At 35.5% G+C, this 13,858-nt stretch carries 13 protein-coding genes; 10 read left to right on the plus strand and 3 right to left on the minus strand.

The window, feature by feature from the left end; genetic code table 11:
- Positions 1 to 55: 55 nt before the first annotated feature.
- The 4 genes from CCZ01_RS08990 to dnaK all read left to right on the plus strand — a co-directional run bounded on the left by CCZ01_RS08990 (position 56) and on the right by dnaK (position 4,538).
- A complete protein-coding gene (locus CCZ01_RS08990; protein ID WP_112052895.1) occupies positions 56 to 1,009 on the plus strand; it encodes a tRNA dihydrouridine synthase in 954 nt (317 codons plus the stop codon).
- Between the two features lie 289 nt (positions 1,010 to 1,298).
- A complete protein-coding gene (locus tag CCZ01_RS08995) occupies positions 1,299 to 2,084 on the plus strand; it encodes a hypothetical protein (protein ID WP_112052885.1) in 786 nt (261 codons plus the stop codon).
- A gap of 11 nt (positions 2,085 to 2,095) precedes the next feature.
- Positions 2,096 to 2,656, plus strand: a complete 561-nt coding sequence (gene grpE, locus CCZ01_RS09000) for a nucleotide exchange factor GrpE (protein ID WP_258437173.1) — start codon at positions 2,096 to 2,098, stop codon at positions 2,654 to 2,656.
- Between the two features lie 16 nt (positions 2,657 to 2,672).
- Entirely contained in the window at positions 2,673 to 4,538 is a 1,866-nt protein-coding gene (dnaK, locus tag CCZ01_RS09005; RefSeq protein ID WP_112052886.1) for a molecular chaperone DnaK, read from the plus strand.
- A 78-nt stretch (positions 4,539 to 4,616) separates the two neighbouring features.
- Here dnaK and CCZ01_RS09010 read toward each other — a convergent pair whose 3' ends face one another.
- The 3 genes from CCZ01_RS09010 to argH form a co-directional block, all read right to left on the minus strand.
- Positions 4,617 to 5,078 carry an ankyrin repeat domain-containing protein gene (locus tag CCZ01_RS09010; RefSeq protein ID WP_112052887.1) on the minus strand — a complete coding sequence of 154 codons (462 nt, stop codon included), beginning with the start codon at positions 5,076 to 5,078 and terminating at the stop codon, positions 4,617 to 4,619.
- 9 nt (positions 5,079 to 5,087) lie between these two features.
- A complete protein-coding gene (locus tag CCZ01_RS09015; RefSeq protein ID WP_112052888.1) occupies positions 5,088 to 6,338 on the minus strand; it encodes a glycosyltransferase in 1,251 nt (416 codons plus the stop codon).
- 92 nt (positions 6,339 to 6,430) lie between these two features.
- Complete coding sequence (argH, locus tag CCZ01_RS09020) at positions 6,431 to 7,837, minus strand: argininosuccinate lyase (RefSeq protein ID WP_112052889.1); 1,407 nt, start codon at positions 7,835 to 7,837, stop codon at positions 6,431 to 6,433.
- 138 nt (positions 7,838 to 7,975) lie between these two features.
- Between argH and CCZ01_RS09025 the strand changes: the two genes are divergently transcribed.
- From CCZ01_RS09025 to CCZ01_RS09050, 6 genes are all read left to right on the plus strand, one after another.
- Positions 7,976 to 9,082: a deoxyguanosinetriphosphate triphosphohydrolase family protein gene (locus CCZ01_RS09025; RefSeq protein WP_112052890.1), complete on the plus strand. Its 1,107-nt coding sequence runs from the start codon at positions 7,976 to 7,978 to the stop codon at positions 9,080 to 9,082.
- On the plus strand, positions 9,072 to 9,845 hold the full coding sequence (locus CCZ01_RS09030) for an HlyD family efflux transporter periplasmic adaptor subunit (protein WP_112052891.1): 774 nt from the start codon (positions 9,072 to 9,074) through the stop codon (positions 9,843 to 9,845). The genes CCZ01_RS09025 and CCZ01_RS09030 overlap by 11 nt, the downstream gene beginning before the upstream one ends.
- A gap of 3 nt (positions 9,846 to 9,848) precedes the next feature.
- Positions 9,849 to 11,039: an aspartate aminotransferase family protein gene (locus CCZ01_RS09035; RefSeq protein WP_112052892.1), complete on the plus strand. Its 1,191-nt coding sequence runs from the start codon at positions 9,849 to 9,851 to the stop codon at positions 11,037 to 11,039.
- 3 nt (positions 11,040 to 11,042) lie between these two features.
- Complete coding sequence (locus tag CCZ01_RS09040; RefSeq protein WP_112052893.1) at positions 11,043 to 12,245, plus strand: TolC family protein; 1,203 nt, start codon at positions 11,043 to 11,045, stop codon at positions 12,243 to 12,245.
- A gap of 4 nt (positions 12,246 to 12,249) precedes the next feature.
- Positions 12,250 to 13,302, plus strand: a complete 1,053-nt coding sequence (locus tag CCZ01_RS09045) for an SAM-dependent methyltransferase (protein WP_112052894.1) — start codon at positions 12,250 to 12,252, stop codon at positions 13,300 to 13,302.
- 390 nt (positions 13,303 to 13,692) lie between these two features.
- Positions 13,693 to 13,858: flagellin N-terminal helical domain-containing protein (locus CCZ01_RS09050; protein WP_458692861.1), on the plus strand; the 166-nt coding region annotated here is incomplete at its 3' end.

A 13,858-nucleotide genomic window follows, 5' to 3' on the forward strand; every position in this document is an offset into this window, starting at 1 on the left:
AAAGCAAGAATTCAGCATAAAGACATATAATAAAGTCCTATTAGAAAAAAGGAAAATGATGGCATTAAACTTGAATAATATTTTAATCCTTGCACCTTTGGCAGGTTATACAGATTTACCTTTTAGAAGTGTAGTGAAAGAATTTGGAGCAGATTTAACGGTGAGTGAAATGATTAGCTCCCATGCTTTAGCGTTCAAAAATAAACGAACAGAAAAAATGTTGCAAAAAGCTCCCAATGAGAGTCCTTATAGTGTTCAAGTTTCTGGTAGTACTCCACAAATTATGGTTCAAGCTATTGAACGACTGAATTTAGAAAAGGATATAGATATTATAGATTTTAATTGTGGTTGTCCAGCACCAAAGGTTTCTCATCATGGAAATGGTAGTGGGCTTTTAAAAAACCTTCCTCATCTTGTTGCTATGTTAAAACTTATTCGCGAATACAGTAAGACACCCTATACGAGCGTGAAGGTTCGCATTGGCTTTGATAAAAAAATTCCGCTTGAAATTGCCCACGCACTGAATGATGCACCTGTTGATTTTGTTGTTGTGCATGGACGAACAAAAATTGATGGCTATAAAAAAGAATGTATCGATTATGATTCCATTGCATTGATGAAAAAAATTCTTAATAAACCGCTTGTTGCAAATGGAGAAATTGATTGTCCACAAAAAGCAAAAGAAGTTTTGCAACATACGGGGGCTGATGGGCTGATGATTGGTCGTGCAGCCCTAGCAATGCCGTGGATTTTTGCAATGATTAAGGAGTGCTTGCACATGGATTTTGTGCAAGAAGTTGGGCTAAGATACCAAATTGCCTTGAAGCATTTAGAAAAAATGGTTGAATTCTATGGGCAGAGAGGCGTCATTATTTATCGTAAAAATTTACACCATTACTCTAAGGGGTTGGAGGGTGCAAGTGAATTTCGTGATAAAGTGAATCGTGTAGATAATCAAGAGGAAATGTGTTGTTTGATTGAAGATTTTTTTAAAAATTTTTTAAGATAAAACTTGATTCGACTCTATTTATTGTCTGAAAATTCAGCTTGACTCCAATTCTATTATTCCCTATCTCTATAATTTGAATTTGCAAGTATAGCCTAAAATGCCGATAAATAGGCATTTTTTATATCATTATTGAAATTTGTCATTAATTTTGACTAATTAGTATTCATAAAACTTGACTTTTAAAGACTCATATTATATAATATGAAAGCAGTTAGAAATATCAAATGCTAGATTTTCAAGTTAGAATTTTTATGCTATAATGTCGATACTAATTGCTAAGGGGTATAAAATGGCGATTAAGCAAAGTATTTTGGTAGACCAAATTATTAAAGTTTATCTAGAACATCAAGAACCCATTGGTTCCGAGACTCTGAAATTGGCTTTAAATATCAAAGTTTCCTCTGCAACTATTCGCAACCATTTTAAAGAATTGGTGGAAGCAGGAATTTTATGTCAGCCACATTCAAGCAGTGGTAGAATCCCGACAGATTCTACATTAAAAGAATATTGGCTTTCTAAATTTAATCCATTGCCGCGTCTGCATTTTAATCGGCTTGAATCCATTAAAAAAGCAGCAAGAGGTGTAGGGGTGTTTTGTGCGATTCGATTTTTTTGCCCAAATTTTTTAGAAGAAGTGATACCGCTTGAGCAACGATTCTTAATTTTGCGTTTTTCAAGAGGGGAAGTTGTGTTAAGTTTTTCACAGCTTTTGCAAATTTTTTTAGAAGAATGTATAGGATTAGAGTTGTATGAGATTTTAAGATTGACACATCAGTTAAAAATCTCTCATCTTGCTTTAAAATTGCGTCACTTAAATGATGAGTTGCCTTTTTTTAGCTTTGGCATCGATACACTTGCAGAGCTTTTAGAAGGACAAAATGAAGAATTATTTTATAGCCTAAGCAATGGTTTAATATTAGAAGAATATGCTGAAGGACTCTATTTTGATATTGTCCCTAAGCTGAGTTTAGCAGTTGTACAGAATGCAAAAATTAATAATGAAGATGTGCGACTGGTTTGTATAGGGACGATTAATCGAAATTATGAGAAGTTTTATCAAAAAGCATTAGCATAAAGGAGGTAGGATTGAGCAATACAAAGGAAACACTGGTTGAAGAGTTTGGTCATTCTTTGGAAGACGAGGGAAATGTTTGTTTACAACCTCAAACAGAACCTATGAATCCAGAGGAAGTTATACAAAATTTAGAAACGCGTATTAAAGAATTAGAAGATTCTAATTTACGCACATATGCCGATTTTGAAAATACAAAAAAGCGGTTAGAACGAGAAAAAACACAATCTTTAGAGTATGCGTATGAAAAAATTGCAAAAGATTTATTACCTGTAATTGATGCGTTAGAGATGGCTTTAAAAAGTGTCGATGATAGTGAAATTACAGATGAAATAAAAGTTAAATTTAAGGAAGGATTAAGTTTTACGCTTGAAAATTTCTTGAAGACTTTAGAACGTTATGGTATTACGCAAATCCCTGCAGAAGGTGAATTTAATCCACAATTGCATGAGTGTATTTTGCAAGCACCAAGCGAACAACACCAAGAAGGTGAGATTGTACAAACTCTACAAAAAGGGTATCAATATAAAGAACGCGTTTTGCGTGCTGCTTTAGTCAGCGTTTGCAAACATTAAATTTAAGGAGTAAAAAATGGCAAAAGTATTAGGTATTGATTTAGGAACAACAAATTCGGCAATTTCTTTTTATGAAGGAAATGAAGGGAAGATTATTGCAAACAAAGAAGGAAAGAATACAACCCCCTCTGTTGTGGCTTTTACGGATAAAGGGGAAGTTTTAGTGGGTGATCCAGCGAAGCGACAAGCAATTACAAATCCTCAAAAAACCATCTATTCTATCAAAAGAATTATGGGTTTAATGATGAGTGAAGACAAGGCACAAGAGGCACAGAAACGTCTTCCTTACGCTATCGTTGACCGTAATGGTGCGTGTGCGGTGGAAATTGCAGATAAGATTTATACACCTCAAGAAATTTCAGCAAAGATTTTAATTAAACTAAAAGAAGATGCTGAAGCTTATTTGGGTGAGGCTGTTACAGAAGCTGTTATTACCGTTCCTGCATATTTTAATGATGCACAGAGAAAGGCAACAAAAGAAGCAGGGGCAATTGCTGGTTTGAATGTGCTAAGAATCATTAATGAACCTACTTCAGCTGCTCTTGCTTATGGTTTAGACAAAAAAGATGCTGAAAAAATCGTTGTTTATGATTTAGGAGGCGGAACATTTGATGTAACAGTGCTAGAAACAGGTGATGGCGTTGTAGAAGTTCTTGCAACAGGTGGAGATGCATTCTTGGGTGGAGATGATTTTGACAATAGAATTATTGATTGGGCTGCACAGGAATTTCAAGATGAAAGTGGCATTGATCTTAAAAAAGATATTATGGCGTTGCAGCGTCTAAAAGATGCCGCAGAAACAGCTAAGAAAGAATTAAGCAGTGCGAATGAGACAGAAATTAACCTCCCTTTTATTACCGCTGATGCAACCGGACCAAAGCACTTTGTTAAGAAATTGACACGTGCGAAATTTGAATCTTTGATTGATGATCTTATTGAGCAAACCATTAGTAAGATTGATTTTGTAATTAATGATGCCCATCTTGCAAAAAGCGACATTGCTGAAGTTGTGCTTGTGGGTGGTTCTACAAGAATTCCTAAGGTGCAAGAACGTGTAAAAGAATTTATTGGCAAGGATTTAAATAAATCAGTCAACCCCGATGAAGTTGTAGCTGTTGGTGCGGCGATTCAAGGTGGGGTTTTAAAGGGTGATGTGAAAGATGTCCTTTTGCTTGATGTAACACCTTTAAGTTTGGGAATTGAAACACTCGGTGGTGTGATGACAAAAGTCATTGAGCGTGGAACAACTATTCCTGCAAAGAAAAATCAAACTTTCTCTACTGCTGAAGATAATCAACCTGCTGTTAGTATTAAAGTTTTGCAGGGGGAAAGAGAACTTGCAAGAGATAATAAATCGCTTGGTGATTTTGAGTTAAGCGGTATTCCAGCAGCACCAAGAGGAATCCCTCAAATTGAAGTTACTTTTGATATTGATGCAAATGGAATTTTGACTGTTTCTGCAAAAGATAAGGCAACAGGCAAATCTCAAGAAATTAAGATTACGGGTTCAAGCGGATTGAGTGATTCTGAAATTGATAAGATGGTTAAAGATGCAGAGATGAATAAGGAAGCAGATTCTAAACGCAAAGCACTTATTGAGGCACGCAATGAGGCAGAAACACTTATTTATCAAACAAAAAAGAGTCAAGAGGAGCTTAAAGATCAGCTTGATGATTCTGAAAAGACAAAAATCCAGACCGCTATTGACGATTTAGAAGTATACTTGAAAGATGAGAATGCCACAACAGAACAGATTAAAGAAAAAGTAAAAGCACTTACAGAGGCATCGCATAAGTTAGCTGAAGCTTTGTATAAGAAAAATTCACCAGATGTAGATCAAAAGAAAAAAGATGATGATGTGATTGACGCTGAGGTTGAATAATGCTTATGCACATTCCTTGAGGAATGTGCTAGAAATTCAAAGCTAAATAGGGTGTGGAGTAGGTTTAAGATAATCTGGTTAACCTAAAAAGTTTAACCCTATTTTTTGTAGAAAATTTAACTTCTTTTTAGAGTGCTTTAAAAGCAGTTGAGCAATGTCCTTGCGTCTAAATAGAATTGCACAATTCATTGGTGTCAACCCCATTCCATTGTCTTCATCAGGGTTTGCTCCATGCTGAATCAAGAGTTCTGCCATTTCATAAAATCCTTTAAAGCAGACTCCAGCAAGTGGAGTTTGTGCCTTATCATTTTTTTTATCAACTTCTGCACCCCTCTCTAGTAGCATACGAGCAACATTTAGGCTATTGTTGTAGGCAGCAAGCATTAAAAGTGTGTTCCCTTTATGGTTGCTTAGGTTAATTTTAAGTCCAGCATTTAACAAAATCTCTAGCGATTCTTTGTCATCATTCCTTGCAAAATCAAATGCTTGAGCACAAAGTGCTTCCAATTTTTTTTCTTCTTCTTCACTAAATTGCAATATTCAATCCTTTCAACACCACGAACCATCGGCTTTCATATTCAAAATACCACTATTGATGATTTTTGGATTATAGCTCGCTTTTCTTATGAAAAGGGGTTCTAAAATCTCCAATGTCCGTTGTGTACTTTTTTCTAGGCTATGCTGTTTAGCCGCCGCCTCGCATTCTTTGGTATAATCTTTACCTAGAATTTTTCTTAATGCATCTACCCATGGGATAATCTCTTCATCTGTTGGAATGCGTAAATGATCTATTTGACAACTTTGTGGAGCTTGGATAGCGATTCCTGCCTCCCCCATCGCCTCACTTAACCCTCCACTTGTTGAAACAAGACACGGAATCCCATTCATCACTGCTTCAGTCGCCACGCGTCCCCATGATTCATACCATAAAGAGGGAGCAACAAGAACTTTTGTGATTTTATAGACCTCTTTCATATTGTTTGTATGGTTGGCGACATCGACATTAGAAAACATTTCTAGCCGATAAGGACGAACATCGTTGTTGTCACTTTCATGGAGTTGCGGTAAGGATTCTTTGAAAGAACCTCGCGATTCTACCACTAAGAATTTTTCATCTGGAAATTCTTTTTGTGCAACTAAAGCAAGTTTGGCAAAGATACTAACCCCCTTTGTGGGATGAGGGTTTACAAGGGTAATGTATTGTGGGTTTCTTTTTTTTACAAGATATTTTTCAGGTTCAATAAAAATTCCACCTGCTTGGACATTTAAGCGGTCACGCAATGCATAAAGATTTGCAGTTGCTTGTGAATCCGTGAGAATTAAATCACAATCCCAAAAGTGGTAGTTTGGGTGATTACCATTAAAAAGCGTGTAAACGAACGGAATACCTCGTCTTTTGCTTTCTGCTTGCATAGCAACCCCAAGAGTGCCAACGCCATAGCCCATCACAATATCTGGACGAAAACGATTGCACAATCCGCTGAAGTAGCCAAATAATCTCCACGCTTCATCATGGGTGAATAACGCCATTGCACGACTATTACAAGGGAGATAATGATAGACAATTTTTTTTTCTTCATCTTGCATAACAATGGGTTGAGTGCCACGTTTTTTTAGTTCTTCCTCAAGGTTGGGAAATGTGCTTGTTCCGCGAAAAGAATCAAAGACAAAACTTCCTAACACAACAACTTCAATTCCTTCTTTCGCAAAGCATTCAAGCATAGTTTTAGCTTGCAACGCTGCTCCAGAGCTTGTATCGTGTAGGCTAAATGGGCTCGCCCAAAGGAGTCTTCTTGTCATATTTTGAATCCTTATTTGAAAAGCTAGTGATGAATTCTAGCATAAAATGTTTTAAATAGCCATTGGTAAACTAGAACAATATTTATAAAAAATTAATTAGTATTCTCCTGTTGAGCCTTTATCCATTTTTCTGCATTCTTGATTTGTTCTTGTACAGCCTTTGTTGCCGTGCCTCCGTATGATAATCGTGCATTGACACAAGTTTCAAGGGAAATGGCTTTGTAAATATCATCTTGGATATGAATGCTGAATTGTTGAAATTCTTTAAGGCTTAATTCCTCAAGCATTCTTCCTTGCTTAATGCAATAATTGACTGCCTCGCCAACAATCGAATGTGCTTGTCTAAAGGGAATATTTTTGCGACTCAAATAATCCGCCATATCTGTTGCATTTGAAAATCCATTTGCCGCCGCTAATCGCATTACTTTAGAATTAACTTGCATTTTTGCAATCATAGGCGTAAGAATTTTCAAGCTTGCCATTAAGGTATCCATAGAATCATAAACTTGAGCTTTATCCTCACTCATATCTGTATTGTAAGCAAGCGGAATACCCTTCATTAAAGTCAGCATTGCCATAACATTCCCATACATTCTTCCTGTTTTTCCCCGCATTTTTTCAGCGACATCAGGATTCTTCTTTTGGGGCATAATACTAGAGCCCGTACAAAAATCATCACTTAGTTCTATAAATTTGAAATCTTGACTTGAAAATAAAATAATTTCTTCACAAAGACGACTTAAGTGCATAAAGCATAAAGCCGCACTATTTACGAATTCTACCATATGGTCACGATCGCTTACAGAATCAATGCTATTTTCGGTAGGTTGTTTAAAGCCTAATTCCTTTGCACAAAAATCCCTATCAATATTGAAGGTTGTTCCAGCTAATGCGGCAGCACCTAATGGACATTCGTTTAAGCGATGGTATAAATCCTCAAAACGCGAAAAATCTCGTTTTAGCATCCAAAAATACGCCATAATCCAATGCGAAAATAAAATGGGTTGCCCGATTTGTAGATGTGTATAGCCGGGCATAATTACGGCAAGATGGCGATTTGCTTGGGAGACAATTTCTTGCTGCAAGGTTAGAATCTGTTGCCAAATTTCCTCAATGACTGCCTTCATATGTAATTTTGAATCAAGCGTGGTCTGGTCATTGCGACTACGTGCGGTGTGTAGTTTTCCGCCTACAGCACCGACAATTTGTGTGAGTCGCTTTTCAATTGCCATATGAATATCTTCATCGCTAATATTAAATTCAAACTCGCCTCTTTGAATTTCCCCTAAAACCTGTTCTAACCCTTGAATAATTGATTCTGATTCTGCTTGGGTGATAATATTTTGTTTAGCCAGCATACGGCAGTGTATAATGCTACCTTGTATATCAAAGGGTGCAAGTCTGTGTTCAATGGGTAGGGAGGCGGTGTATTCCTCAACTAGTTGATTTGTTGGTAAATCAAATCGTCCGCCCCATAGTTTTTGTGTATTGTTTGACATTATGTTCCTTGTAATTAAGTGATAGCTAATTGTAAAAGGAATAATCTTGTTTAGTGCTTAAGAGTGAATTCTAGCAAAAATGGCTGAAGTCTTATCAAAAATTTGATAAAATGGGGAATCTTTGAAATAAGGAGTAAAATGGACGCTTTTGAACGATTTTATGCTGTCAATTCTGATTTCAGAGACCCTTATTCGCGTGATAGGGATCGCATTATCCATAGTTCTTCTTTTCGAAGATTGGAATACAAAACACAGGTTTTTCTCAATAGTGTTGGAGATTTTTTTAGGACGCGTTTAACTCATTCTTTGGAGGTGAGTCAGATTGCACGTGCGATTGCAAAAGAACTTGGTTTAAGTGAATCTTTGTGCGAAGCTATCGCTTTAGCACATGATTTAGGACATACGCCCTTTGGACATGTTGGAGGTGATGAGTTAGATTTAAGACTAAGAGAGTCAGGGTTTTCTAGTGGATTTGAACACAATTATCAATCTTTTCGTGTTGTTACAGAATTAGAAAAACGTTATTTAGGTTTTGATGGTTTGAATTTGACTTTTGCCACACTAGAGGGTATTTTAAAGCATTCAGAACCTTATCATAAGCCATTTTTTAGCAAAAAGTTAGATGAAATTTTTTTACTAGATTTTCACCCAAGCATAGAAGCAATGATTGTGGATTATTCTGATGAAATTGCTTATATTAGTCACGATATTGATGATGGTTTGAAGTGTGGCTATTTAAAAGTTAGCCAAATTCGTGAGAATGCATTGATTGAAAGTATTTTGCATCGATTGCAAAAAGAAGGCATTGATGAAGAAAATGAGATTTTTTATTCAAGACTTGTCTCTATGTTGATTAATGACCTGATTTTAAATTTTATTCAGCATTCTATGATGAGTCGTGCATTCAAAGAAAAGAGTGAGAATCCTCAGTGTTGTAAATACCCTGCAAGCGAGAACATTGGTATTGGTTTTGACAAGCAGACGGCTACAGAGGTTAAAAAGTTAAAAAAGATTCTTTATGATAAACTTTATTATCATGCGGAAGTAAAAAAGAAAATGTTTTTTGGAAAACAATGTATCACAAAACTTTTTGAAGCTTTTTTGAGTGATATTCGTTTATTGCCCGAGTGCTTACAAAAACAAATTAAGAATGGAAAACAACACCATCGTGTGGTTGCTGATTATATCGCAAGTATGAGTGACCGATTTGCAATTCAGTTATATAGGGAGCTTTATGTGGGTTAGAATTTTTCTTTTATGTTGTTTTTGTAGTCATTTGCTTTATGCTAATCGTGTTATTTTTGCACGGATTGAACCTTACGAAACTTATTCATTGAAGGCAGCAGTGAGTGGAAAAGTACTAAAAACAAGACAACAATTATTAGGTAAAGTAGTCGAAGACAATGAACCTATTGTCCATCTTGATGATTTTTTAGATAAGCAACTTTTAGAGTCTGATGAACAGAGTTTAAAAAGGCTTGAAAGCAGAATAACTGCTTTGCAAAAAAGTTTACAAATTCGCCAAAAAATTGCTGAAGACATTGCATCTTTGCAGACAAAATCAAAAATCCAAAAGGATACGGAGGAGTTGAATGCTTTAAATGCAGAAGTGAATCTGTTGCAATCGATGGAGCAGTTTTATACATTACAAAAGCAAATTGCTGAAAGAAAAGATACGATTTCTAAGAAAAATTTACGCATTCAAGGTTTGTATTTTTATAAACTTTATGTCACGGAAGGGGATTTTGTGGCAGCGGGGAGTGCGTTAGCAGATGTGATGGATATTAGTCAAGCGAAAATTATTTTTTTTCTCACACAAGAGGAAATAGAAAAAATTAAGAAAGGTACACTATTGATTGATGGTATTCCTCTGAAAGATAGGGAAGGAGAAATTGAAAAAATTTATCGCGTTGCAGACCAAGATCATATTTCTGAATATCGCGTAGAAGTCAAACTAAAAGGTGTTGACTTTTTTTCAAAACTTGTTAGAATTGAAATTAAGGAGTAAAAAATGAATGATAAAGAAAGACAACTTGATGAGCAGTATATTTTAAGCACATACAATAGAAATTATGTACATTTTGAGTATGGTAAGGGGGCGACTTTATTTGATATTCAAGGGAAGGATTATATTGATTTTTGTGCCGGAATTGCTGTTTGTAGCGTGGGACATGGCAATGAAGAATTGGCGGAGGCAATTAGCGAACAAGCAAAGAAAATGATTCAAATAAGTAATCTTTATTATATTCATAATCAAGCCGAATTAGCTAAAGAAATCATTACCTTAAGTGAGCTTGATGGAAAAATGTTTTTTTGTAATTCAGGGGCGGAAGCGAATGAATGTGCTTTAAAAATTGCAAGAAAATATGGAGAGATTCGAAAAAACGGGGCATATAAAATCATTACACTTGAAAATTCTTTTCATGGACGGACAATCTCCACCCTTAAGGCAACTGGGCAAATGAAGATGCACCAATATTTTGGTCCTTATCCTGATGGTTTTTTGTATGCAAAGAATTTGGCTGATATTAGAAGAATCGTGAATGAAAATCAAGAATGTTGTGCAGTTTTGTTGGAATTGATTCTTGGTGAAGGCGGAATCAGAAGCCATCAAATTGAGGAAATTGCTTCCCTTGCAAAATGGCTAAAGGAACAACACATTCTTTTGATGATTGATGAGATTCAAACGGGTGTTTTTCGTTCCGGAGAATTCCTTGCTTCACAACTTTATGGCATTAAGCCTGATGTTGTTACTCTAGCGAAGGGACTCGCTGGCGGTGTACCGATAGGTGCAGTGATAACAACATTGAAAGATATTTTTGCTTATGGTGAACATGGAAGCACTTTTGGTGGTAATCCCCTCTCTACAAGAGCAGGATTAAAAACGCTTGAAATTTTATGCAGGGAGAGAAAATCTGGACGCTTGAGTAACCGAATCTTTTTATTTGATAAAGAATTGCAATCTCTTGTCCATAAATTTCCCCATTTATTTATGGAGGCAGTAGGGGTTGGGTTAATGCGTGGTTTGAAGTTAACAAATCCAAGCTATCAGCAAAGTATTCTTCAAGAATGCTTTAAGCAGGGAGTTTTAGTTTTGCGTTCTGGAAGTGATGTGATTCGCTTTACACCACCCTTAGTTTTGAGTCAGCAAGAGTTGAATGAGGGTTTTAGGCGCTTTTCTTTAGCGTGTTCTAGTCTTTAATTTATGATGAGATTGGTTTTTTATCTTACCTTATTTTGTTTGCCTCTCTTAGCACAGAAGGAGGCAGATTATTATTTGTCTCGCATTCAGAAGGAAGCTTTCTATCTGGAGAGGCAGGCAAATAAAGCACAAAGTTCTATTTTAAGGCTGAAGAATATCTCTCCTTTGGAAGTTGGGTTTCAAGATTCATATAACTATGCTTATTCACCTGCCCTAAAAAGTAGAGGTTATTATATTGGTATTACACAACCTATTTTTAAGAGTGGGGGGATTTTCAGTAGTATTTATTATGCAAACTTAAATGAAGCTTATAATGAAAAAAATATTATTTTACAAGAGAGAAGTAAGATTATTGATGCGATGCGTTTGTTATTTAATCTTAAAAAACTTGAATTAGAAGTTCAACAACAACATTTATTGATTGAGAATGCAGGGATTGATGTTTTGCAAAAGCAAGAGCAGTTCAATGCTGGATTTATTGATAGTAGCACCTTAAATAATGCAATTTTAGACCGCAATCAAGCTAAAAAACAAGCCATTGTGTTGCAAAATAACTTTAATAGCTATCGCTTTGAGTTGCATAAGGTAAGTGATTTAGATTATCGCAATGCACGATTACCCACTTTTCAGTGGTTAAAAGAAGATGAATTTTTAAATCAGAATTTGCAAGTGGCAGTTGCACAGGCAGATTATCAACAAAAAGGTGTTCAATATTATGAAAGTATTTCTCAATTCCTCCCCCAAATTTCATTGAATGCACGATACAATAAAGATTTAGGCGATGTGATGAATATGAATCCAGCATTTGAAATGGCAAATAGTTACACGACTTTCACACTTACCTTTTCTTTACCCTTATTTGATGTAGGTATTTATGACAAAATTCAAGCGGCTAAGATTGAGCAACTCAAATCAGCTTTAAATATTTCACAAATTAAGCGGGAACAACGCAGTTTATGGACAAAACAGGTCCAAGATAAAAATCTTATTGAGCAAAAACGGCAAATTGCTAAGGAGGATTTAAATCTCTATGAATCCTTGCTAACTGATAGTTTAGGACGTATGCGTGTAGGAGATTTAACAAATTATGATGTAAAAGTTATGGAAAATTCAAAAGAGATTCGGTCGCTGGAATTGCAGATTCTCGATTATGAGGAACAGATTCTTTTTTTAGATCTTTATAAGAATCTTGAAGAACGGAGCTAATAATATGCAAGTATTTTCATCATTGATGCAAGAGTGGCTTTATGGACAAAATGGTTATTATCGTTCTTTGAGGGTGGGTAAAGATAGAGATTTTTATACTTCGGTGTCAAGTGGCGAGTTGTTTGGCTATACATTAGGATTTTTTATCGCTGAATTGTTCAAAAAAAATCAAGTCCCGCATTCTATTGTTGAGATTGGTGCGGAACAAGGTGCATTAATCGCCGATATTGTGGAATATCTTGTTTTTTATGAAAGAGATATTGCTTTAAAAATGAAATTTTTTGTCATTGAACCTTTAGAAGAGATACATTACATTCAAGAGGAATATTTCAAGAATCGCTATCAAGCTTGGGAGCAGTATTCTTTAGAGTTTCCAGAAATTCATATTCTTTCTGCTGCTCAATGTTTTGAATCCCCATTATTTATTGCAAATGAGTTATTTGATGCCTTTCCTTGCGATCTTGTTTTAGATGGAGCAATAGGGGTTGTGCAGGATTCTTGTATTCAATTTTTAAAGCCTCATGAAATAACAGATTCAGCCTTGAATCAATATGCTTTGAATGTGCTTGAGAAGGCACAAAAGGCGGGAATACAAAAAGGTGAGATCTGTTTAAATTACCGCCCATTTTTGCAAGAACTATTAACACAACAATCAGATTGGATATTTTTAGTATGTGATTATGGTGAATTTTATGCACGTGGGGACTTTTCCTTGCGCCTTTATCGCAATCATCAAGTATTTAATTTGAATGATTTTTTAGAGAATTTGAATTCCTACTTTGGTTGCAGTGATATAACCTATGATGTTTGTTTTGAATTATTAGAGCAGGATTTTTTGCATTATGGAGGAAGGAAGGATTATTTTTGTCGACAAAACACGGCGTTGATGGATTTTGGAATCGCACAAGTTTTTGAAAAAATAACTCAAGGCTTAAATCCTCGTAGTAAAGAATATATTCGTTTAGCAGGAATGTTTCGCACATTATTAACACCCTCTTTATTGGGAGAGAAATTTAAGGTAGCTATTTTTAGTTGTTGTAAGCATTTATTTTTGTGAATTACCCAGCCACTTTTAGTGGCCGGGCTTCTTATTTTATCGATAGATAGCTAGTATCAAGTATGCTACCATATTTTGATACACCGCTAGGTATTCTCCACAAGCGTAACTTTGGGTAATTCCTACCCTAGATTTATCTCTTTTTGCTCTCTGAAGTATAGTTTCTTGTATTGATACCAACATTTGGGTCTCTATTATGATGAGTACGACAATGCGGATAAGTAAAGCCGAATAATTTTATAGGTTACAACATCATTGTTTTGGTGTTTTGATAGAGTTTAGGGTAAATCTTGCATTTTTCTCAAAAAAATTCTAAACTTTTTTTTTTGCCCTCCGATATAGTAAATAGTAGGAGATGGATATCCTATATTTACTTAAAAGGAGTTAATTATGGCTTTTAACATTAACACAAACATTCATGCGTTGAATTCGCATGCGCAAGGTTCTTTTACACAGTCAGCAATTGTTGGTTCTCTTGAGAGACTTAGTTCTGGTCTTAGAATTAATAAGGCAGCAGATGATGCTTCAGGTATGGCGATTGCCGATTCATTACGTT

The sequence above is a fragment of the Helicobacter monodelphidis genome, assembly GCF_003288845.1.
In the GTDB taxonomy this organism is placed as follows: domain Bacteria; phylum Campylobacterota; class Campylobacteria; order Campylobacterales; family Helicobacteraceae; genus NHYN01.

Excerpts from the sequence above, each read along its gene's own strand:
- CCZ01_RS08990 (WP_112052895.1), top strand. The coding sequence starts at position 56 with ATGATGGCATTAAACTTGAATAATATTTTAATCCTTGCACCTTTGGCA.
- CCZ01_RS08995 (WP_112052885.1), top strand. The coding sequence starts at position 1,299 with ATGGCGATTAAGCAAAGTATTTTGGTAGACCAAATTATTAAAGTTTAT.
- dnaK (WP_112052886.1), top strand. The coding sequence starts at position 2,673 with ATGGCAAAAGTATTAGGTATTGATTTAGGAACAACAAATTCGGCAATT.
- CCZ01_RS09015 (WP_112052888.1), bottom strand. The coding sequence starts at position 6,338 with ATGACAAGAAGACTCCTTTGGGCGAGCCCATTTAGCCTACACGATACA.
- argH (WP_112052889.1), bottom strand. The coding sequence starts at position 7,837 with ATGTCAAACAATACACAAAAACTATGGGGCGGACGATTTGATTTACCA.
- CCZ01_RS09025 (WP_112052890.1), top strand. The coding sequence starts at position 7,976 with ATGGACGCTTTTGAACGATTTTATGCTGTCAATTCTGATTTCAGAGAC.
- CCZ01_RS09030 (WP_112052891.1), top strand. The coding sequence starts at position 9,072 with ATGTGGGTTAGAATTTTTCTTTTATGTTGTTTTTGTAGTCATTTGCTT.
- CCZ01_RS09035 (WP_112052892.1), top strand. The coding sequence starts at position 9,849 with ATGAATGATAAAGAAAGACAACTTGATGAGCAGTATATTTTAAGCACA.
- CCZ01_RS09040 (WP_112052893.1), top strand. The coding sequence starts at position 11,043 with ATGATGAGATTGGTTTTTTATCTTACCTTATTTTGTTTGCCTCTCTTA.
- CCZ01_RS09045 (WP_112052894.1), top strand. The coding sequence starts at position 12,250 with ATGCAAGTATTTTCATCATTGATGCAAGAGTGGCTTTATGGACAAAAT.